Source organism: Massilia yuzhufengensis (assembly GCF_900112225.1).
In the GTDB taxonomy this organism is placed as follows: Bacteria; Pseudomonadota; Gammaproteobacteria; order Burkholderiales; family Burkholderiaceae_D; genus Telluria; species Telluria yuzhufengensis.
In genome coordinates this window covers 111,073-131,059 of the sequence record NZ_FOLD01000006.1, presented here as the reverse complement: position 1 = coordinate 131,059, position 19,987 = coordinate 111,073, and the positions used below count along the sequence as shown (strand labels likewise).

Sequence of the window (19,987 nt, the reverse complement as noted above, 5' to 3'; positions counted from 1 at the left end):
AATCTGGCATGCTCTCGCTTGTCCATTTTGACATCTTTCACAGCCGAGACCCATGACCACTGCCTCGTTCGTCCGCCTGGCCCTGTGCCTGCTTGCCGTCCCGCTCTCCAGTCCCCATGCCCTTGCCCAGAACGCCGAGCGCCAGCTGCAAGGCGCGAAGCACAACGGGAACACGCTGGAGCTGGCCACCAGCGACGGACGCTACCTGATCAAACCCTACTCGGCCAATGTAGTCGAGACGACGTTCATCCCGACCGGCGAGCAGGCCGACCCGGCTTCGCACGCGGTGGTGCTGGCCCCGGTGGACGTGGGTGCGCGCTTCAAGACCGACGCCAAGCGCATCGAGTTCGCGACATCCGGCATCACGGTGGTGGTGGACAAGGCGCCGTTCCGCATCAGCTACCTGTACAAGGGCAAGCCGCTGGTGGCGGAGAAGGGCGGCTACGCCAGGGGCGACAAGTTCGAAACCATCGAATTCGCGCTGGACGAGGGCGAGGCGCTGTACGGCGCCGGCGCGCGTGCGGTCGGCATGAACCGCCGCGGCAATCGCTTCGAGCTGTACAACAAGGCCGACTACGGCTACGGCAAGACTTCCCAGCTGCTGAACTTCACGATTCCCGTGGCGCTGTCGTCGAAAAAATACGCGATCCACTTCGATAACCCGCAGGTGGGCTTCCTCGACTTCGACAGCCGCAAGGACGGCACGCTGCGCTACGAAGTGATCGGCGGGCGCAAGACCTACCAGGTGGTGGCGGGCGAGAGCTGGGACGAGGTGATGGCGAACTACACCGCCCTGACCGGCCGCCAGCCGCTGCCGCCGCGCTGGGCCTTCGGCAACTTCGCCAGCCGCTTCGGCTACCGCAGCGAGGCGCAAACCCGCGCCGTGGTCGATACATTCGCGGCAGAGAAGATTCCGCTCGACGCCATCGTGCTCGACCTGTTCTGGTTCGGCAAGGAGGTCAAGGGCACGATGGGCAACCTGGCCTGGGACCGCGACACCTTCCCGACGGCCGAAAAGATGATGGCCGACTTCAGGCAGAAAGGCGTGAAGACCATCGTCATCACCGAGCCCTTCATCCTCACCACCTCGAAGCGCTGGCAGGAAGCGGTGGACGGCAAGGTGCTGGCAACGGACAAAGCAGGCAAGCCGGCGGCCTATGACTTCTACTTCGGGAATACCGGCCTGGTCGACCTGTACCGCCCCGAGGGCCGCGACTGGTTCTGGAACATCTACAAGGACCTGAAGAACAGCGGCGTGGGCGGCTGGTGGGGCGACCTGGGCGAGCCGGAAGTGCACCCGTCCTGGGTGCAGCACGGCGGCGGCAAGACTGCCGACCAGGTCCACAACATCTACGGCCACGACTGGGCGCGCCTGATCTTCGACGGCTACAAGAAGGACTTCCCGAACGAGCGTCCCTTCATCCTGATGCGCGCCGGTTACTCGGGCTCGCAGCGCTTCGGCATGATCCCGTGGTCGGGCGACGTCAGCCGCGGATGGGGCGGACTGCAGTCGCAGATGGAGATTTCGCTCCAGATGGGCATGCAGGGCCTGGCCTACATGCACTCGGACCTGGGCGGCTTCGCCGGCCCGGTGCTGGACGACGAGCTGTATGTGCGCTGGCTGCAGTACGGCGTGTTCCAGCCGGTGTTCCGCCCGCACGCGCAGCAGGACGTGGCGCCGGAACCGGTGTTCCGCGCCGAGCGCACCAAGGTGCTGGCGCGCGAAGCCGTGTGGCTGCGCTACGCCATGCTGCCGTATAACTACACGCTCGCTTTCGACAACAGCCAAAGCGGCGCGCCGCTGATGCGTCCCGTGCTGTTCGAGGAAGACGAAGCCACCAGCATGTCCTCGACCTACCTGTGGGGCCGCGACTTCCTGGTCGCCCCCGTGGTGGAGCCGGGTGCGACCCGCAAGGAGGTGCACTTCCCGGTCAAGGACAGCGTGTGGTTCGATTTCCATACGGGCGAGAAGCACTTCGGTGGCATCACGGAAGTGGTGAAGCCGGTGGAGGCGAACATCCCGGTGTACGTGCGGGCAGGGGCCTTCATCCCGATGGCCAAGGTGGTGATGAGCACGCGCGATTATTCGACGCGGCAGATCGACCTGCACTATTACCACGACGTGAGCGTCGCTGCCGGCTCGGGCAAGATGTATGACGACGACGGCGAGACGGCGGACGCGTTCGCGAAGGGCAAGTACGAGATCGTGCGCTTTGCCAGCACGTATGCGGGCGGCAAACTGGAAATCGGGCTGCAGACGGAGACGGGCAAGGCGCAGGCCCCGATGGAACGGGGCTTCTCGCTGAAGGTGCACAATGTCCAGCTTAAGCCGCGCGCGGTGACGGTGGATGGAAGGGCGGTGCAGTTTGTGTGGAATGGGAAGCACAGGATGCTGGAGGTGCCGGTGGCGGCGCGCAAGCAGCCGGCGGCGAAGGTGTCGATCACGCTTTGAATGGAGCCTGCGGCTTAGCGAGAACCACCACCCCGTAAACCGTCGCTCCGGCGAAGGCCGGAGCCTAAGTTCGCTCGCGTTACGCTAGCAAACTTGGGTTCCGGCCTCCGCCGGAAGTCGTAGGCGCCAGTGGCGCGTACGACGGGCGAACGGTGCGGGCCGTCGCCTTTTGTATCAGCGCGCCACGATCAGCCGCAAGCCCAGCCCCACGAAAATCACCCCCGCCACCCGATCCAGCCACATCCCCGCCCTCGGTGTCTTGTTCAGCCACTGCCCGATCGCCCCCGAAAAGTAGCCCAGCAGCCCAAAGATCACCGCCGCCTGCGCGGTAAACGTCAGCCCCAGCCACGCGATCTGCCAGTTCGCATCCCCGCGCGAAGCCACCACGAACTGCGGCAGGAAGGACAGGAAGAACAGCACCACCTTCGGGTTGATCGCATTGGCCAGCAGCCCCTTGAAGAACAGCTGGCGCGCCGTTTCGTCGGGCACGCCGGCCGCCACCTGCGCGCTGCCGCGGCTGCGCAAGGCGCCAACGCCCATCCAGATCAGGTACAGGCCGCCGGCGATCTTCAGCGCCGTAAAGGCGGTGGGCGACGCCGCGATGATCGCACTGACGCCGATCACCGCCAGCAGGGTATGGTTCAGGCAGCCGAGCGCGCAGCCCAGGCCGAAGGCGATGCCGCGGGCGCGGCCCTTGGCGATGCCCACGCCCAGCACCATCATGTTGTCGGGGCCGGGCGAGAGGGTGATCAGGATGGCGGCGGTGAGGAAGCCGAGGAACTGTTCGGGTGTGAGCATGACGTCAGCTGGTCGGTAAACGGACCAGCATGGTACAACAAGCGGCTCAGTCCTAGCCCTTCGGGTGGACCAGCGCGTCGAGGTCGAGCTCGACCCAGGTCGGCGCATGGTCGCTCGGTTTGAGCTTGGCGCGCTGGAAGCGATCCACGCCCGCGCCGCGCAGGGCCGGCGCCAGCGCCGGGCTGAGCAGCAGGTGGTCGATGCGCAGGCCGGCATTGCGCCCGAAGGCGTCGCGGAAGTAATCCCAGAAGGTGTAGATCACTTCGTCCGGGTACAGGGTGCGCAGCGAGTCGGTCCAGCCCTGCGCCATCAGGCGATGGAAGCATGCGCGCGTCTCGGGGCGGAACAGGGCGTCGGTGAGCCAGCGCTCGGGCTTGTAGACATCGAGCTCGGTCGGCATGACGTTGAAGTCGCCGCACATCACGACCGGCACCTTGGCCTCGATCAGCTCGGCGCCGCGCGCGATCAGGCGTTCGAACCAGGCCAGCTTGTAGTCGAACTTCGGTCCCGGCGCCGGGTTCCCGTTGGGAAGGTAGAGGCCGCAAACCAGGATGCCCTGGTAGGCCGCCTCGATGTAGCGGCTCTGTTCGTCCGCCGGATCGCCCGGCAGGCCGCGCTGCAGCTCTTGCGCCGGGCCGTCGCGGGTGAGGATGGCGACGCCGTTCCAGCTCTTCTGGCCGTGCCAGATCGCATGGTAGCCGGCATCGAGGATCGCCTGTTCGGGGAATTTTTCCTGCGGCGTCTTGAGCTCTTGCAGGCAGACCACGTCCGGTTTGCGCTCCTCGAGGTACTCGAGCAGGGCACTGAGGCGGGCATTCATCCCGTTGATGTTGTAAGTAACGACCAGCATCTTGTCTCCGTGTTCAGTCCGTAATGGTATTGTGACTTTAGCATGGCGGCGCCTCCTGCACGGATGGCTGGGGCGGGGTGAATATTTCTCGGCGCTTATAGCCCAATGCGCATTTTCTTATGGCAATTTGATCGTTTGGCCATGCAAGATCATGCCGTATACTGGTCCGATTGAATTTTCGCTGTCGGGAGAAAAATATGTGCACGCGTCGTTATGTTTTGCTGGGCGCACTTGCCTTGTCCGCCAACCTGGTCGCCGCTGCTGCGCACGCCGACCAGCTCGCCGACATCAGGAAAAAAGGCGAGATCGTCTTCGGCGTGCTGGGCACCGATGAGCCGAACAGCTTCATCGACCCCAAGACCCGCCAGCTGGTGGGCTACGAGATCGACATCGCCACCGCCGTGGCGAAAAAGATCGGCGTGAAGCCGGTCTTCAAGCAGATGTCGGTATCAAGCCGCATCCCCGAGCTGCAGCAGGGCCACGTCGATGTGCTGGCCGCCACGCTCACCCACAACAAGGAGCGCGAGTCGCAGGTGGACTTCGCGCTGACCCACTTCGTGACGGGATCGAAAGTCATGGTGCGCGCGGGCAGCGGCATCGGCGCCTTGCCCCAGCTGGCAGGCAAGAAGGTCGTCACCGTGCGCGGCGGCACCCAGGAAACCAATATCCGCAAGGCGGTGCCGAGTGCCGAGGTGGTGACGTTCGAGAATACCCAGCAGGCCTTCCAGGCGCTGCGCCAGGGTAAAGGGGTGGCCTACGTGAACGACGAGTCCTCGCTGCTGGCCGACTACGGCAAGCTCGGCGCTGCCGCCAAGGGTTTCACCATCCTCCCGACCAGCATCGGCATCGAGTCGATCGCGCTGGGCCTGCGCAAGGGCGAGAAGAACCTGAAGGCGGTGGTCGACGAGACCCTGCGCGGCCTGGAAGCGAGCGGCGCGGCCGAGCAGCTGTTCAACAAATGGTATGGCCCGGGCACCCGCCCGAACATCGCCAAGCGTACTTTCAAGATCAGCACCGACAAGATCTAAGCCGCCTTGCAGTTCTTCGATCCATCCATCCTGCAGTCCGGCCAGTACCATGACTGGCTGGTGCAGGGATTCATCCTGTCGCTCCAGCTGACCGCCGCCGCCTTCGTGTTCGCGCTGCCGCTCGGCGCGCTGCTGGCCGTGATGCGCACCTCAAGCATCGCGCCGCTGCGCGCGGCGGGCAGCATCGTCGTCGAAGCGATCCGCAACGTCCCGCTGCTGGCGCACCTGCTGTTCTGGTATTTCGCCTTTCCCGAGCTGCTGCCGGAAGGCGCGCGCGAATTCCTGTACGCGCACAGTCCGGAAGCCATATGCGCCGTCATCGCGCTGTCGCTCTACAGCGGCGTGCACATGGCCGAAGACATCCGCAGCGGCATCCGCGCGGTGCCAGCCAGCCAGCTGGAAGCGGCGCGCTCGCTCGGCCTGGGCCGCTTCAAGGCGGTGCGCCTGGTGCTGCTGCCGCAAGCCTTCCGCGCGGCGATCCCACCGCTGCTGTCGCAGACCGTCAACCTGTGGAAGGACACCAGCGTGGCCACCGTGATCGGCGCGGCCGAATTGATGTACCAGGCCGCGCGCGTGGAAACCAGCAGTTTTCGCAGCGTCGAGGCCTTCACGTTCGCCACGCTGGCCTACCTGACGGTGTCGCTGCTCATTTCGCTTGCCGCCCACCTGTACCAGCGGCGCTACCCGGTCCGTCCGGCATGAGGTCCCTGTGCTCGAACTGATCGATACCTACTGGCTGTACTTCCTGGTCGGCCAATATCCCGATGGTCCCCTGGGCGGCCTGGCGCTCACGGTGCTGCTGTCGGTGGGTGCGCTGCTGCTGGCGATGCCCTTCGGCCTGCTGCTGGGCGTGGCGCGCGTGAGCAGCTATCGTGCCATTGCCTGGCCGGTGGCGGCCCTGGTGCAGGTGGTGCGCGCGGTGCCTCTGCTGCTGGTGGTGTTCTGGGCCTACTTCTTCCTGCCGGCCGTCACCGGCGTCAAGACGGGGCAGGCCACCACCATGCTGATGGTGCTGGTGCTGTTCGACGGCGTCTACCTGGCCGAGATCGTCGCGGCCGGCATCCGTTCGCTGCCGAAAGGCCAGCTGGAAAGCGCGCGCTCGCTCGGCCTGTCCTACCCACAGGCGCTGCGCCTGGTGGTGCTGCCGCAGACCCTGCGCAGCAGCCTGCCGTCGATCGTCAGCCAGCTGGTATCGACCATCAAGGCGACGTCGCTCGGCTACATCATCGGCCTGTCGGAAGTGTCCTTCATTGCGACCCAGGTGAACACGCTGGTGTTCACCCAGGCGGTCGAGGTCTACCTGATCCTGGCGCTGACCTATTTCATCCTCTGTTTCGGCCTGTCCCGCCTGGCCTTCCTGTTCGAGCGCCGCCTGGCAGGCAAGCGCGCCGTGCAGGCTTCGTAGAAAAGGAAGCGAACGATGATCGTTCTCGATAAAGTCAACAAGTGGTACGGCGACTACCACGCCCTGGTCGATGTCAGCGAGCGCGTGGCGAAGAACGAGGTGGTGGTGGTGTGCGGCCCTTCCGGATCCGGCAAGTCGACCCTGATCCGCACCCTCAACCGGCTCGAAGAAATCGACGGCGGCAGCATCGCCATCGACGGGCGCGACATCCACGCAAAGGGACGCGACGTGAACGCGCTGCGCGCCGGCATCGGTTTCGTGTTCCAGCACTTCAACCTGTTCCCGCACCTGACGGTGCTGGAAAACTGCGCCCTGGCGCCGGTCAACCTGAAACGCGCCACCCCGAAGGAGGCGCGCGCCTACGCGATCCAGCTGCTGGAACAGGTCGGCCTGGCCCACAAGCGCGACGCCTATCCCAACGAGCTGTCCGGCGGCCAGCAGCAACGCGTGGCAATCGCCCGCGCGCTGGCGATGCGCCCGCCCATCATGCTGTTCGACGAGCCCACCAGCGCGCTCGACCCCGAAATGGTGGGCGAAGTGCTGCAGGTGATGCGCTCGCTGGCGGAAGACGGCATGACCATGGTCTGCGTCACCCACGAAATGGGCTTCGCACGCGAGGTGGCGGACCGGATCGTCTTCATGAGCGAAGGCCGCATCCTGGAGCGCGCCACCCCCGAAGCCTTCTTCACCCACCCCCAGCACCCGCGCGCCCAGCAATTCCTCGCCGACCGCAACCGCAACTAAAACTTCGGGGTCAGGTCTGACATTTGGACACGGCCTCGTCAGTACAACCATCGTTTTCCTCGAAGCGAAGGCCCGAGCTCGGGCTTTTGTCGGCAAGCCTGGCGCAACGGCAGAGCTCGTGTCCAAATGTCAGACCTGACCCCGAAGTTGCGTGACCTATAATGCTGCGAGCGGCAGGCGTGGATAGCCAAAGCCGGGTAGGGGCCGCACAATCATTCAACCACCACGGAGGGAACGATGATCTACCAGGGAAGCTGTCATTGCGGTGCCGTCGCATTCGAAGCCGAAGGCGAGATCGATTCAGGCTTGGCCTGCAACTGTTCGATCTGTTCGCGCAAGGGGTCGCTGCTGTGGTTCATCCCGCGCGACAAGCTGCGCCTGAAGACGCCGGAAGAAGCGGCCAGCACCTACACCTTCAACAAGCACGTGATCAAACACCGCTTCTGCCCGACCTGCGGCATGCATCCCTATGGCGAGGGCAGCGACCCGAAGGGCAATGCGATGGCGGCGATCAACCTGCGCTGTATCGAGAACCTGGACCTCGACAGCATCCCGGTGCATCACCACGATGGGCGGTCGCACTAAGCGCGACGGGTTGGTTCGTAGGGTGGTCGGCTCTGCCGACCACCCTACGGAGCGCTGTGAAGTTTTACCAAGTGGTCAGAACTGCTCGTCCGCCCGCAGGTAACGCCATTGCCCCACCGGCAGGTCGCCCAGCTTGACCTTGCCGATCCGGACCCGCTTCAGCCCAACCACCTTCAGCCCCACCATGTCGCACATGCGGCGGATCTGGCGCTTGCGGCCTTCCTTCAGGGTGAAGCTTAATTGGTCGTCGTTCTGCCAGCGCACCTTGGCCGGCAGCAGCGGCTTACCGTCCATCCACAGGCCGAAGCACAGTTTCTTCAGGTCGGCGTCGGGCAGCTTGCCCGGCTTGGTGTACTGCACCCGCACCAGGTATTCCTTTTCGATGGAGGTGGTCTCGCCGATCAGCTGCTTGGCGATGCGGCCGTCCTGGGTCAGCACCAAGAGGCCCACCGAGTCGATATCCAGGCGCCCGGCGGGCACCAGGCTGCGCAGCTGGGTCGGGTGGAACTGCTCGTCGGACGGGTCCTCAGGCCAGCGGTTCTCCGGCTTGATGAGCGTGACCGCCGGCTTGTAGCCATCTTCGGCCTGGCCGCTCACGAAGCCGACCGGCTTGTTGATCAGGACCGTCACGCGCTTGGACTGCTCGGCGGCGGCCTGGCGCTCGACCGTGATCTTCTGGCCGGGGAGCACCTTGCTGCCCAGTTCCGAGACGACCTGGCCGTCCACCCGCACCCAGCCACGGGCGATCCATTCATCGGCTTCGCGGCGCGAAGACAGGCCGAGTTCGGACATACGTTTGGAGAGGCGGACAGGTTCGGTCATTGAAAGCACATCTAAAAAAAGGTTTAAATCTTGAGGGCGTCGAGCAGGTCGGTTTCCAGCTGTACCTGCGCACGCGGATTGTTCAGCGCAGCGCCGTCGATCAGGAACACGTCCTCGACGCGCTCGCCCAGGGTCATGATCTTGGCGGTGTGCAGGTTGATGCGGTAGCGCGCCAGCACGCTGGCGATCGCATACAGCAGGCCGGGGCGGTCGTTGGCGGCCACCGACAGCACCTGGAATTGGCCCCGTTCGTCCGGGCGCAGCTCCACCGTCGGGGTGATCGGGAAGGTGCGCGACAGGCGCGAGAGGCGGCCGCGGCTCGCCGGCGGCAGCGCTTCCTGCGCCAGCAGCAGGGCGCACAGCTCGTGCTCGATCAGGCTGATGATGTCGCGGTAGCTGCCGGCGAAATTCTCGTCCGTGACCATGAAGGTATCGAGCGCATAGCCGTGGCGCGTGGTGTGGATCTTGGCGTCGAGGATGCTGAAGTTCTTGCGGTCGAAGTAGCTGCAGATGCGCGCGAACAGGTCGGGCTGGTCCTTGATGTACACGGCCACCTGCAGGCCTTCGCCGATCGGCGCCAGGCGGCAGCGCACCACGGGTTTGTCGCTGTCGACTTTCTCGTGCAGGGCGCGGGTTTGCCAGGCGATGTCGGAGGCGTCGTGGCGCAGGAAGTAGGCCACGTCCAGCTGCTTCCACAGCGCCTCGTGGGCGTCGGCCGCCAGCCCGTACAGGCGCAGGGTGGCCAGGGCTTCCTTCTGGCGCGTGCGCAGCTCGCGGTCGGCGCTGTGCGGCTCGCCGCCCAGCACGCGCAGGGTCACCTTGTACAGGTCTTCCAGCAGCTTGGCCTTCCAGGCGTTCCATACCTTGGGGCTGGTGCCGCGGATGTCGGCCACCGTCAGCAGGTAGAGCGCGGTCAGGTGGCGCTCGTCCTTCACTGTGGCGGCAAAGGCGGCGATCACGTCGGGGTCGGACAGGTCCTGCTTCTGCGCCACGGTCGACATGGTCAGGTGCTGCTGCACCAGGAATACCACCAGCTCGGTGTCTGCTTCCGAAATGCCGTGGCTGCGGCAGAAGTCCGCCGCATCCGTCATGCCCAGTTCGGAGTGGTCGCCGCCACGGCCCTTGGCGATGTCGTGGAACAGGGCCGCCACGTAGAGCAGCCAGCGGTCGCGGAAGTTGGCGATCAGCTGGCTGCAGAACGGGTATTCGTGGGCGTGCTCGGGCATCGTGAAGCGGCGCAGGTTACGCACCACCATCATGATGTGCTGGTCCACCGTATAGACGTGGAACAGGTCGTGCTGCATCTGGCCGATGATGTTGCGGAAGGCCGGCAGGTAGCGCCCCAGGATGCCCATGTCGTTCATGCGGCGCAGCGCGTGCAGCAAGCCGCTCGGCGCCTTCAGGATGCGCAGGAACTGGGCGCGGTTGCCCGCATCCTCGCGGAAGGCCTCGTCGATGTGGTTGCGCGCGTGCCACAGCGCGCGGATGGTGCGCGCCGTCATGCCCTTGAGGTCCGGACGCTCGGTCATGGCCACGAAGATGCCCAGCACCGCCGGCGGATGGCGATCGAAGATGTCGCCGGCCGCGATGTCGATGAAGCCGTTGACTTCATTGAAGTAGGCGTTGATCGGGCTGGAGTTGCAGGGGCGCGGGAACAGCTGGGCCTCGATGTTCTGCAGCAGGATGGTATTGAGCTGGGTGACGGTCTTGGCGGCCCAGTAGTAGCGCTGCATCAGGAATTCGCTGGCGCGGCGCCCGTCCGCGTTCTCCAGCCCGAAGGTGTGCGCGATCGGGGTCTGGACGTCGAACACCAGCCGGTCTTCGCGCCGGCCCGTTTGCAGGTGCAGGCGTACGCGGATGTCCTTGAAGGCGTATTCCTTCTCCATCAGCTGGCGCGCCTCGGTGCGCGTGATCAGCTTGGCCCGCGCCAGCTGGCTCCAGGATTCGGCCAGGCCGGCGGCCTTGGCCACCCACATGATCACCTGCAGGTCGCGCAGCGCGCCCGGGCTTTCCTTCACGTTCGGTTCGAGCGCAAAGGCCGTGTATTCGAACTTGGCGTGGCGCAGGCGCATTTCGGCGGTCTTGGCCTGGAAGAAGGCTTGCGGGTCGAGGGCCTCGCGGTAGCGCCGGCGCAGGTCCTCGAACAGGGCGCTGTCGCCGGTGACCAGGCGCGCTTCCAGCAGGCTGGTTTGCACCGTGATGTCGGCCGCCGATTCGACCATGCATTCGTCGACGGTGCGGATGCTGTGGCCGATCTCCAGCCCCAGGTCCCAGAACAGCTGGACCAGGGTTTCGAGCTTGGTTTGCGTGATGTGGTCGGCCGGCTGGCCGAGCAAGATGAGCAGGTCGACGTCGGAGTAGGGGAACAGCTCGCCCCGTCCGTAGCCGCCCACGCCCACCAGCGCGGTGCTGGCCGGCAGGCCGGCGGCGTGCCAGGCGTCGGTGAGCACGCCGTCGACGCAGGTGCGCAGGCCGCGCAGCAGTTTTTCGGGCTTGCCGTCCTGGCGGAAGGCGTCGATCAGGGCCTGGCGCTCGGCCTTGAGCCGCTGGCGCAGCTCGGCGCGCGAGCTGTCGAGCAGGAGAGGCTGGCCCATGATGCGTCCCTTAGGCGGCGACGGCCGCAGCCTGGTCCAGCAGCGGCAGCACGATGGCTGGCGGCGGCGGGCTGCCGGCGGACTGAGTCAGGATCTCGAAACCGGTCTCGGTGACCAGCACGGTATGCTCCCACTGGGCCGACAGGCTGCGGTCCTTGGTCTTGATGGTCCAGCCGTCCGGCATTTCCTTGATCTCGCGGCGGCCCGCGTTGATCATCGGCTCGATGGTGAAGATCATGCCCGGCTCGAGCTTGTCGCCGGTGCCGGGGCGGCCGTAGTGCAGCACCTGCGGCTCTTCGTGGAACACGCGGCCGATGCCGTGGCCGCAGAATTCGCGCACCACGCTGTAGCCGGCCTTTTCGGCGTGCTGCTGGATCACGGCGCCGATGTCGCCGAAGTGGGCGCCCGGCTTCACCTTGGCGATGCCCAGCCACATGCATTCGTAGGTGATGTCGGACAGGCGCTTGGCCATGATGGTCGGCTCGCCGATCAGGAACATGCGGCTGTTGTCGCCGTGGAAGCCATCCTTGATGACGGTGACGTCGATGTTCAGCGCGTCGCCGTTTTTCAGCACCTTGTCGCCCGGGATGCCGTGGCAGATGACGTCGTTGAGCGAGGTGCAGACCGCCTTCGGGTAGGGGGTATAGCCAGGCGGAGCGTAGTTGAGCGGCGCCGGGATCGAGCCCTGGACGTCGGTCATGTATTCGTGGCACAGGCGGTCGAGCTCGGCGGTGGTGACGCCGGCTTTCACGAAAGGGGTGATGTAGTCGAGCACTTCGGAGCCAAGGCGGCCAGCCAGGCGCATGCCTTCGATTTCTTCCGGGGTCTTGATGGTGATGGCCATGATGATTGTGGATAGCGAGATGGGGTGGGCACGGCGAGGCCTGTGCAATATCGCATCATTATAAGGGATGTTGCCGGGGGCGGTTGCCCCGCCCATCCCACGCGACGCTTGAACTCCGGGCCAAATCCGGATAGAATCTCGGGTTGCTCATATTCGCATCGAGCAATGTTGTAAAAATCATCTTTTTTAAATGAAATCGCGAATGCGGCCGACAAAGGGTGCCTATATGGTGACTGGCCACATTCAAGACTTAACCCTGGAGAAATTCATGTCCGTTACTATGCGCGAAATGCTGGAAGCCGGTATTCACTTCGGCCACCAGACCCGTTTCTGGAACCCAAAGATGGCGCCGTTCATCTTCGGTCATCGCAACAAAATCCACATCATCAACCTGGAAAAAACCATGGCGATGTACCAGGATGCGATGAAAACCATCAAGCAGATCTCGGCTAACCGCGGCACCATCCTGATGGTCGGCACCAAGCGCCAGGCCCGCGACATCATCGCGGCTGAAGCGCAGCGCGCCGGCGTGCCTTACGTCGACCAGCGCTGGCTCGGCGGCATGCTGACCAACTTCAAGACCATCAAGACCTCGATCAAGCGCCTGAAAGAAATGGAAGCCCAGATCGAAGACGGTTCGGTCGAGAAGCTGTCGAAAAAAGAAGGCCTGATGTTCCAGCGCGAAATGATCAAGCTGCAAAAGTCGATCGGCGGCATCAAGGACCTGGGCGGCGTGCCTGACGCGATCTTCGTCGTCGACGTCGGCTACCACAAGGGCACCATCACCGAAGCCGGCAAGCTGGGCATCCCGGTCATCGGCATCGTCGATACCAACCACTCGCCAGAAGGCGTGACCCACGTCATCCCAGGCAACGACGACTCGTCGAAAGCGATCACCCTGTACGCACGCGGCGTTGCCGATGCGATCCTGGAAGGCCGCGCCAACGCCACCAACGACGTCGTTGAAATGGTCAAGGCTGCCGGCGGCGACGAATTCGTCGAAGTTTCCGAGCAGGCGTAATTAAGACATCGGCGGGTCATCCCGCCGGGTTACAAGAAGGGGGCGCCGAGCCGTGGCACGAGCCCCCCTTTTTTTAAGTCCGAGACTTAGCAAGACAATATCGTGCGGCTGTCCGCCGGACAATCGTACCTTGAATCAACATTTAGGAGAAAACGACATGGCAGCAATTACTGCAGCGATGGTGGGTGAACTGCGCGCGAAGACCGACGCGCCTATGATGGAATGCAAGAAGGCACTGACCGAGGCTGACGGCGACATGGGTCGTGCGGAAGAGATCCTGCGCGTCAAGCTGGGCGGCAAGGCATCGAAAGCAGCAGCCCGCGTGACCGCCGAAGGCGTGGTCGCCGCTTACATCTCCGGCAACGTCGGCGCGCTGGTCGAAGTCAACAGCGAAACCGACTTCGTTGCCAAGAACGACGAATTCCTGGCCATGGTCAACCTGGCCGCCAAGCTGGTCGCTGAAAACAACCCGGCCGATGTCGCCGCGCTGGCAGCGATCCCGCACGAAGGCAAGACCTTCGACGACGTGCGTACGGCACTGATCGGTAAAATCGGCGAGAATATGGCGATCCGCCGTTTCCAGCGTTTCGAAACCACCGGCAAGCTGGCGTCCTACCTGCACGGTACCCGCATCGGCGTGATGGTCGAGTTCGAAGGCGGCGACGAGCAGGTCGGCAAGGATGTCGCCATGCACATCGCGGCAATGAAGCCAGTGTCGCTGTCGGCAGACCAGGTTCCTGCTGAAATGATCGAAAAAGAGCGTTCGGTTGCCCAGCTCAAAGCCCAGGAAGACGCTGACAAAGCCGTTGCCGAAGGCAAGCAGGCCCAATCGGCCGAGATCGTCGCCAAGCGTATCGACGGTTCGGTGCAGAAGTACCTGAAGGAAGTCTCGCTGCTGAACCAGGCGTTCGTCAAGAACGACAAGCAGTCGGTCGAGCAGATGCTCAAGGCCGCCGGTACCACCGTGAAGGCATTCACGATGTACGTCGTCGGCGAAGGCATCGAGAAGAAGGTGGACGACTTCGCAGCAGAAGTCGCAGCCCAGATGGCTGCCAACAAGCAGTAATCAACAGCGGGCCGAAAGGCCCGTTTTTGTAGGGTGAGTGCTTGTGTGCGGACGTTCGCGGATGTGCACCTGCACGCAGGCCGCCGGCACAACCGGCAGCCGCCACCACCCGCACCCATCTGCTCCGGCAGGTGAGACCACCGGCACCATCCGGCAGTCAGACCCGAATTCGAATACAACATAGGAGCCGCTTCATCATGACAAAACCAGCCTACAAACGAGTCCTTCTCAAACTGTCTGGCGAAGCGCTGATGGGCGATGACCAGTTCGGCATCAACCGCGCGACCATCGACCGCATGGTGGCCGACGTGGCCGAAGTGGCGAAGGCGGGCGTCGAGGTGGCGGTCGTGATCGGCGGCGGCAACATCTTCCGCGGCGTGGCCCCGGGCGCCCAGGGCATGGACCGCGCCACCGCGGACTACATGGGCATGCTCGCCACCGTCATGAATGCGCTGGCCCTGGCCGACGCGATGCGCCACGTGGGCATCACCGCGCGCGTCATGTCCGCCATCGCCATCGAGCAGGTGGTCGAGCCCTACGTGCGCCCGAAAGCCCTGCAGTACCTGGAAGAGGGCAAGGTCGTCGTGTTCGCCGCCGGCACCGGCAATCCTTTCTTCACCACCGACACCGCCGCCGCGCTGCGCGGTTCGGAGATCTCGGCCGAGATCGTCCTGAAGGCGACCAAGGTCGACGGCGTCTACAGCGCCGACCCGAAGAAAGACCCGCACGCCACCCGCTACGAATCGATCAGCTTCGACGAAGCCATTTCCAAGCACCTGCAGGTGATGGACGCGACCGCGTTCGCGCTGTGCCGCGACCAAAAACTGCCGATCAAGGTGTTCTCGATCGTCAAGCCCGGCGCGCTGATGCGCGTGATCATGGGTGAAGACGAAGGTACACTCGTACACGTTTAACGATTTTAAGTTTTTCAAAAAAGAACAGGAGAGCAGCATGTCCTTAGCTGATGTAAAGAAGAATGCCCAGGACCGCATGGCGAAGTCCATCGAGACCCTGCGCGCCAACCTGGCCAAGGTCCGTACCGGCCGCGCCCACGCCGGCATCCTCGATTCCGTGATGGTCGACTACTACGGTTCCCCAACGCAAATCTCGCAGGTCGCCAACCTGACCCTGATCGACGCCCGCACCATCGGCGTGCAGCCGTTCGAAAAGAAAATGGCTGCCGCCATCGAACGCGCGATCCGTGATTCCGACCTCGGCCTGAACCCGTCGTCGCAGGGCGAAATGATCCGCGTGCCGACCCCGGCCCTGACCGAAGAGCGCCGCAAGGAAATGGTCAAGCTGACCAAGAACGAAGGCGAAGATGCGAAAATTGCCGTGCGCAATATCCGCCGCGACGCCAACGAAGCAGTCAAGAAAATGGTCAAGGACAAGACCGCATCGGAAGACGACGAGCGCCGCAGCTCGGACGAGATCCAGAAGCTGACCGACAAGTTCGTCGCCGAGATCGACAAGCTGCTGGCGGACAAAGAAAAAGACATCATGACCGTGTAATACCCGGCGCGGGCAGCCATGCCCGTCCAGGCGGACCGGCCCCGGCATTGCTGCGGCCGGTCCGACTCCCTTTAAGACCGGCTGCAGCAGCGCGTTTTACGAAGCGCGCCAGCAGCCCCGCTGGAAGCAACGATGTTCAAAAGTTCGACCACTGCCATACCCGAAGCGCTCGCCGTACCGCGCCACATCGCCATCATCATGGACGGCAATGGCCGCTGGGCAACCAAACGCCTGCTGCCGCGCGTGGCCGGGCACGTCAAGGGCGTGGAGGCGGTGCGTGGCGTCGTCGAGGCCTGCGTGGAACGCGGCGTCGAATACCTGACCCTGTTCGCCTTCTCGTCGGAAAACTGGCGCCGTCCCGCGGAGGAAGTGTCGCTGCTGATGCGCCTGTTCGTCACGGCGCTCGAGCGCGAAGTGGCGAAAATGCATGCCAATAATATCCGCCTGAAAGTCGTGGGCGACCTGAGCCGTTTCGACGCCAAGCTGCAGGACATGATCTCGGCGGCCGAGCGCCGCACCGCGAACAACACCCGCCTGACCGTGAGCGTGTGCGCCAACTATGGCGGGCGCTGGGATATCATGCAGGCAACCAGCAAGATGGTCGCGGCCAATCCCGGCGTGCTTGATTTCACCGAAGAAATGCTGGCGCCGCACCTGGCCATGGCCTATGCGCCCGAGCCCGACCTGTTCATCCGCACCGGCGGCGAGGAGCGCATCTCGAACTTCCTGCTGTGGCAGCTGGCCTATTCCGAGCTGTATTTCACCAAGACCTTCTGGCCCGATTTTTCGAAGGAAGCGCTGGACGAAGCGATCGGCTCGTTCCAGCACCGCGAACGCCGCTTCGGCCAGACCGGCGACCAGGTCGCCAGCAAGCCCAACGCCTGAGACCAACCGATGCTCAAGACCCGGATCCTTACCGCGCTCGCCCTGCTGGCTGTCCTGCTGCCAGTCCTGTACTTCAACAACACCACGGCGTTCGCGGTGGTGGCATCAAGCTTCTTCGGCGCGGCGATCTGGGAGTGCTTCCGCCTGTTCAACCCGGGCAGCAAGAGCGCCGCGCTGATCGCGGCCTTCTGGAGCGCAGCCTTCATCTACGCCTTCTTCATCTCGCCCAGCCCGAACCCGACCTTCTGGTTCGCCATCAGCGTGCTGGTGTGGGCGCTGCGCTTCGCGCCGTCGCTCAAGATCGGCCTGCCGCCCTTGAGCAGCACGGCGAATACGCTGCTCAGCCTGCTATATGCGATTTCCGTGGTCGGCTGCTTTGCCGCCATCGTCGAAATGTACCGCCTGTCGCCGCTCTACCTGCTGTCGGTCATGGCCATCGTCTGGGCCGCCGACATCTTTGCCTACTTCTCGGGCAAGGCTTTCGGCAAGCGCAAGCTGGCGCCCTCGATCTCGCCCGGTAAATCCTGGGAAGGCGCGATCGGCGGCGGCATCGCCGTGCTGCTGCTGGCCACGCTGAGCATCGCGGCTGGCGGCGACCTCATGGCCGGCACCTTCGCCGGGCGCGTGCAGGCCAGCCTTGGCTGGGCTGCGCTGTACGCGGTCCTGGTCCTCATCGTCGCGGCCAGCGTGGTCGGCGACCTGTTTGAATCCCAGCTCAAGCGCCGCGCCGGCATGAAGGACAGCAGCAACCTGCTGCCTGGCCACGGCGGGGTGCTGGACCGCGTCGACGCACTCGTCCCGGTCCTGCCACTGGCAGCCCTGATCGGCGCCTGGCTCTAGTAAGGAAGCACACCATGCAACGCATTACCATCCTGGGCGCCACCGGCTCGATCGGCGCCTCGACCCTCGACGTGCTCGCGCGCCATCCCGACAAGTACAGCGTGTACGCGCTCACGGCCCATGGCCGGGTCGAGGAACTGGCCGACGCCTGCCGCCGCTTCCAGCCTGCGCGCGCCGTGGTCGGCACCGCCGACGGCGCCCAGCGCCTTGAGCAGCTGCTGGCCGGCCTGCCGATTTCGGTCGAATACGGCGAGCAAGCGCTGTGCGACGTCGCCTCCTGCGCCGAAGTCGACGCCGTGATGGCCGCCATCGTGGGCGCGGCCGGCCTGGCCCCGACCCTGGCCGCCGCGCGCGCCGGCAAGAAGGTCCTGCTGGCCAACAAGGAAGCGCTGGTGATGTCCGGCCAGCTGTTCATGGACGCGGTGCGCGAGCACAAGGCGACCCTGCTGCCGATCGACAGCGAGCACAATGCGATCTTCCAGTCGCTGCCCCAGCACTACGCGCGCGACCCGCAGGCGGCCGGCGTGGCGAAAATCCTGCTCACCGCCTCGGGCGGGCCGTTCCTGAACCGCGCCGTCGAGACGCTCGGCGACGTCACGCCCGACGAAGCCTGCAAGCACCCGAACTGGGTCATGGGCCGCAAGATCTCGGTCGATTCCGCCACCATGATGAACAAGGGCCTGGAAGTGATCGAAGCCCACTGGCTGTTCGGCGCCCCGGCGGAGCTGATCGAGGTCGTGATCCACCCGCAAAGCGTGATCCACTCGATGGTCTCCTACCACGACGGCTCGGTGCTGGCCCAGCTGGGCAACCCCGACATGCGCACCCCGATCGCGCATGCGCTGGCCTTCCCGGAGCGGATCGCCTCGGGCGTGCCCCAGCTCGACCTGACCGACATGGCCGCTCTGCAGTTCTACAAGCCCGACTTTTCGCGCTTCCCGTGCCTGGCGCTGGCCTTCGATGCGCTGCGCGCGGGCGGCACCGCGCCCGCCTTGCTCAACGCCGCCAACGAAGTGGCAGTGGAGGCTTTTCTGAACCGCGAGATCGGTTTCCGCGACATCGACCGCGTGATCGCGGACGTGATCGACGCCGTACCGCACGGCCCGGCGCCGTCGATCGAAGCGGTGCTCGGCCAGGACGCGCGCGCGCGCGAGGCCGCGCGCGCGGCCATCACCCAACTGCGGGGATAAGCCATGAGCGTCATCTATACCGTGCTGGCCTTCGTGCTGGCCCTGGGCCCGCTGATCGTGCTGCACGAACTCGGTCATTATGTCGTCGCGCGCCTGTGCAACGTGAAGGTGCTGCGCTTCTCGGTGGGCATGGGCCGCGTGGTCTGGTCGCGCCGTTTCGGTCCCGACCAGACCGAGTGGGCGGTCTCGATGCTGCCGCTGGGCGGCTACGTCAAGATGCTCGACAGCCGCGACCCGGAAACCGCGCCGAAGGATGAATCCGAGCTGCACCGCGAATTCACGCGCCAGAGCGTGTGGCGCCGCATCGCCATCGTGGCCGCCGGCCCGATCGCCAACTTCCTGGTGGCGATCGGGCTGATGGCCGCGCTGTTCATGCACGGCGTCGAAGAACCCTCGGCGCGCCTGCGCAGCGCGCCGCAAGGCACCGCCGCCCAGGTCGCCGGCGTGCGCGGCGGCGACACCGTCATCGCGGTCAACGGCAACCCGGTCCAGTCCTGGTCCGAGCTGCGCTGGCAGATCGTGCACGCCACCGTCGACAAGGGCGACGCCCGCCTCGAACTGCGCTCGCAAGGCGGCGGCAGCTACCACGCCACCATCCCGGCCAGCAGCATCGCCAAACTCGACGTCGAAGGCGACGTCGCCAAGGAGCTCGGCCTGGACCTGTGGCGCGCCCGCGCCCGCATCGAAAAAGTGATGCCGGGCGGGGCAGGGGAGCGCGCCGGCCTGCAGCCGGGCGACCTGGTAGTAAGCGCGGACGGCAAGGCGGTCGCCGACGGCATGGCCTTCACCGAGCTGATGCGCGGCGCCGCCAAGCGCACCGTGCAGCTGGAAGTGGAGCGGGCAGGGCGCATCGTGGCGCTCGCCGTCACGCCCGAGCTCGACGCGGCCAGCGGCCGCGGCGTGGCGAAGGTGATGCTGTCGCAGCCGGTGGAGATGATCACCGTGACTTCGGGCCCGGTCGACGCGGTCGCGAAGGGCGCCGAGCGCACCTGGGAGACCAGCGTGATGACGCTCAAGATGATCGGCAAGATGGTGACCGGCGAAGCCTCGTGGAAGAATGTCACCGGCCCGATCACGATTGCCGATTATGCGGGACAGACCGCGCGCATTGGCCTGGCGACCTATCTGCAGTTCATCGCGTTTATTAGTATTAGCTTAGGCGTAATGAATTTGTTACCAATTCCGGTTCTGGATGGTGGGCATTTACTGTATTATTCGCTGGAAGTTTTGACCGGGCGCCCCCTGCCTGCGCGCATAGGAGAGTATGCGCAGCGACTCGGGGTCGGCCTTCTGTTCGTGCTGATGGCGCTCGCCGTCTTCAATGACCTGGTGCGGTTGCTTTAGCGCCTGC

General features: G+C 64.8%; 19 protein-coding genes. 14 read left to right on the top strand and 5 right to left on the bottom strand.

The genetic code is table 11. The features are described 5' to 3' along the window. Positions 1-52: 52 nt before the first annotated feature. Positions 53-2,452 carry a glycoside hydrolase family 31 protein gene (locus BM031_RS07680; RefSeq protein ID WP_091873285.1) on the top strand — a complete coding sequence of 800 codons (2,400 nt, stop codon included), beginning with the start codon at positions 53-55 and terminating at the stop codon, positions 2,450-2,452. 174 nt (positions 2,453-2,626) lie between these two features. On the opposite strand, the gene BM031_RS07675 is transcribed toward BM031_RS07680, so the two are convergent. Both BM031_RS07675 and xth read right to left on the bottom strand, forming a co-directional pair. After that, positions 2,627-3,250, bottom strand: a complete 624-nt coding sequence (locus BM031_RS07675; RefSeq protein WP_091873283.1) for a LysE family translocator — start codon at positions 3,248-3,250, stop codon at positions 2,627-2,629. Between the two features lie 52 nt (positions 3,251-3,302). Further along, positions 3,303-4,100, bottom strand: a complete 798-nt coding sequence (gene xth, locus BM031_RS07670) for an exodeoxyribonuclease III (protein WP_091873281.1) — start codon at positions 4,098-4,100, stop codon at positions 3,303-3,305. Between the two features lie 197 nt (positions 4,101-4,297). On the opposite strand from xth, the gene BM031_RS07665 reads away from it, so the two are divergent. The 5 genes from BM031_RS07665 to BM031_RS07645 all read left to right on the top strand — a co-directional run bounded on the left by BM031_RS07665 (position 4,298) and on the right by BM031_RS07645 (position 7,862). Next, positions 4,298-5,128 (top strand): ABC transporter substrate-binding protein, encoded by an 831-nt coding sequence (locus BM031_RS07665; protein ID WP_091873278.1) that lies wholly within the window; start codon positions 4,298-4,300, stop codon positions 5,126-5,128. A gap of 6 nt (positions 5,129-5,134) precedes the next feature. Beyond that, positions 5,135-5,830: an amino acid ABC transporter permease gene (locus BM031_RS07660; protein ID WP_091873274.1), complete on the top strand. Its 696-nt coding sequence runs from the start codon at positions 5,135-5,137 to the stop codon at positions 5,828-5,830. Positions 5,831-5,837: 7 nt separating this feature from the next. Next, a complete protein-coding gene (locus tag BM031_RS07655; RefSeq protein WP_091873272.1) occupies positions 5,838-6,533 on the top strand; it encodes an amino acid ABC transporter permease in 696 nt (231 codons plus the stop codon). 15 nt (positions 6,534-6,548) lie between these two features. Further along, complete coding sequence (locus BM031_RS07650) at positions 6,549-7,277, top strand: amino acid ABC transporter ATP-binding protein (protein WP_091873269.1); 729 nt, start codon at positions 6,549-6,551, stop codon at positions 7,275-7,277. Between the two features lie 237 nt (positions 7,278-7,514). Beyond that, the gene (locus BM031_RS07645; RefSeq protein WP_091873266.1) at positions 7,515-7,862 is read left to right on the top strand and encodes a GFA family protein; all 348 of its coding nucleotides are present in this window, start codon (positions 7,515-7,517) and stop codon (positions 7,860-7,862) included. A 75-nt stretch (positions 7,863-7,937) separates the two neighbouring features. Here the strand turns inward: BM031_RS07645 and BM031_RS07640 are convergent, their stop codons facing one another. The 3 genes from BM031_RS07640 to map are packed head-to-tail and all read right to left on the bottom strand — an operon-like array spanning position 7,938 to position 12,122. After that, on the bottom strand, positions 7,938-8,684 hold the full coding sequence (locus BM031_RS07640; RefSeq protein ID WP_091873264.1) for a pseudouridine synthase: 747 nt from the start codon (positions 8,682-8,684) through the stop codon (positions 7,938-7,940). A gap of 23 nt (positions 8,685-8,707) precedes the next feature. Then, on the bottom strand, positions 8,708-11,278 hold the full coding sequence (locus tag BM031_RS07635) for a [protein-PII] uridylyltransferase (protein WP_091873261.1): 2,571 nt from the start codon (positions 11,276-11,278) through the stop codon (positions 8,708-8,710). Between the two features lie 10 nt (positions 11,279-11,288). Continuing rightward, entirely contained in the window at positions 11,289-12,122 is an 834-nt protein-coding gene (map, locus tag BM031_RS07630) for a type I methionyl aminopeptidase (protein ID WP_370660043.1), read from the bottom strand. Positions 12,123-12,390: 268 nt separating this feature from the next. On the opposite strand from map, the gene rpsB reads away from it, so the two are divergent. The 8 genes from rpsB to rseP all read left to right on the top strand — a co-directional run bounded on the left by rpsB (position 12,391) and on the right by rseP (position 19,980). Next, on the top strand, positions 12,391-13,143 hold the full coding sequence (gene rpsB / locus BM031_RS07625; protein ID WP_091873464.1) for a 30S ribosomal protein S2: 753 nt from the start codon (positions 12,391-12,393) through the stop codon (positions 13,141-13,143). Positions 13,144-13,300: 157 nt separating this feature from the next. Next, entirely contained in the window at positions 13,301-14,209 is a 909-nt protein-coding gene (gene tsf, locus BM031_RS07620; protein WP_091873258.1) for a translation elongation factor Ts, read from the top strand. A 197-nt stretch (positions 14,210-14,406) separates the two neighbouring features. Continuing rightward, on the top strand, positions 14,407-15,123 hold the full coding sequence (gene pyrH, locus BM031_RS07615) for a UMP kinase (RefSeq protein WP_091873256.1): 717 nt from the start codon (positions 14,407-14,409) through the stop codon (positions 15,121-15,123). A 37-nt stretch (positions 15,124-15,160) separates the two neighbouring features. Further along, positions 15,161-15,721: a ribosome recycling factor gene (frr, locus tag BM031_RS07610; RefSeq protein WP_091873253.1), complete on the top strand. Its 561-nt coding sequence runs from the start codon at positions 15,161-15,163 to the stop codon at positions 15,719-15,721. Between the two features lie 132 nt (positions 15,722-15,853). Next, on the top strand, positions 15,854-16,606 hold the full coding sequence (gene uppS, locus BM031_RS07605; protein ID WP_091873250.1) for a polyprenyl diphosphate synthase: 753 nt from the start codon (positions 15,854-15,856) through the stop codon (positions 16,604-16,606). 9 nt (positions 16,607-16,615) lie between these two features. After that, positions 16,616-17,446 carry a phosphatidate cytidylyltransferase gene (locus BM031_RS07600; RefSeq protein ID WP_091873247.1) on the top strand — a complete coding sequence of 277 codons (831 nt, stop codon included), beginning with the start codon at positions 16,616-16,618 and terminating at the stop codon, positions 17,444-17,446. A 14-nt stretch (positions 17,447-17,460) separates the two neighbouring features. Then, entirely contained in the window at positions 17,461-18,636 is a 1,176-nt protein-coding gene (ispC, locus tag BM031_RS07595) for a 1-deoxy-D-xylulose-5-phosphate reductoisomerase (protein WP_091873244.1), read from the top strand. A 3-nt stretch (positions 18,637-18,639) separates the two neighbouring features. After that, complete coding sequence (gene rseP / locus BM031_RS07590; protein WP_091873242.1) at positions 18,640-19,980, top strand: RIP metalloprotease RseP; 1,341 nt, start codon at positions 18,640-18,642, stop codon at positions 19,978-19,980. Positions 19,981-19,987: the final 7 nt, after the last annotated feature.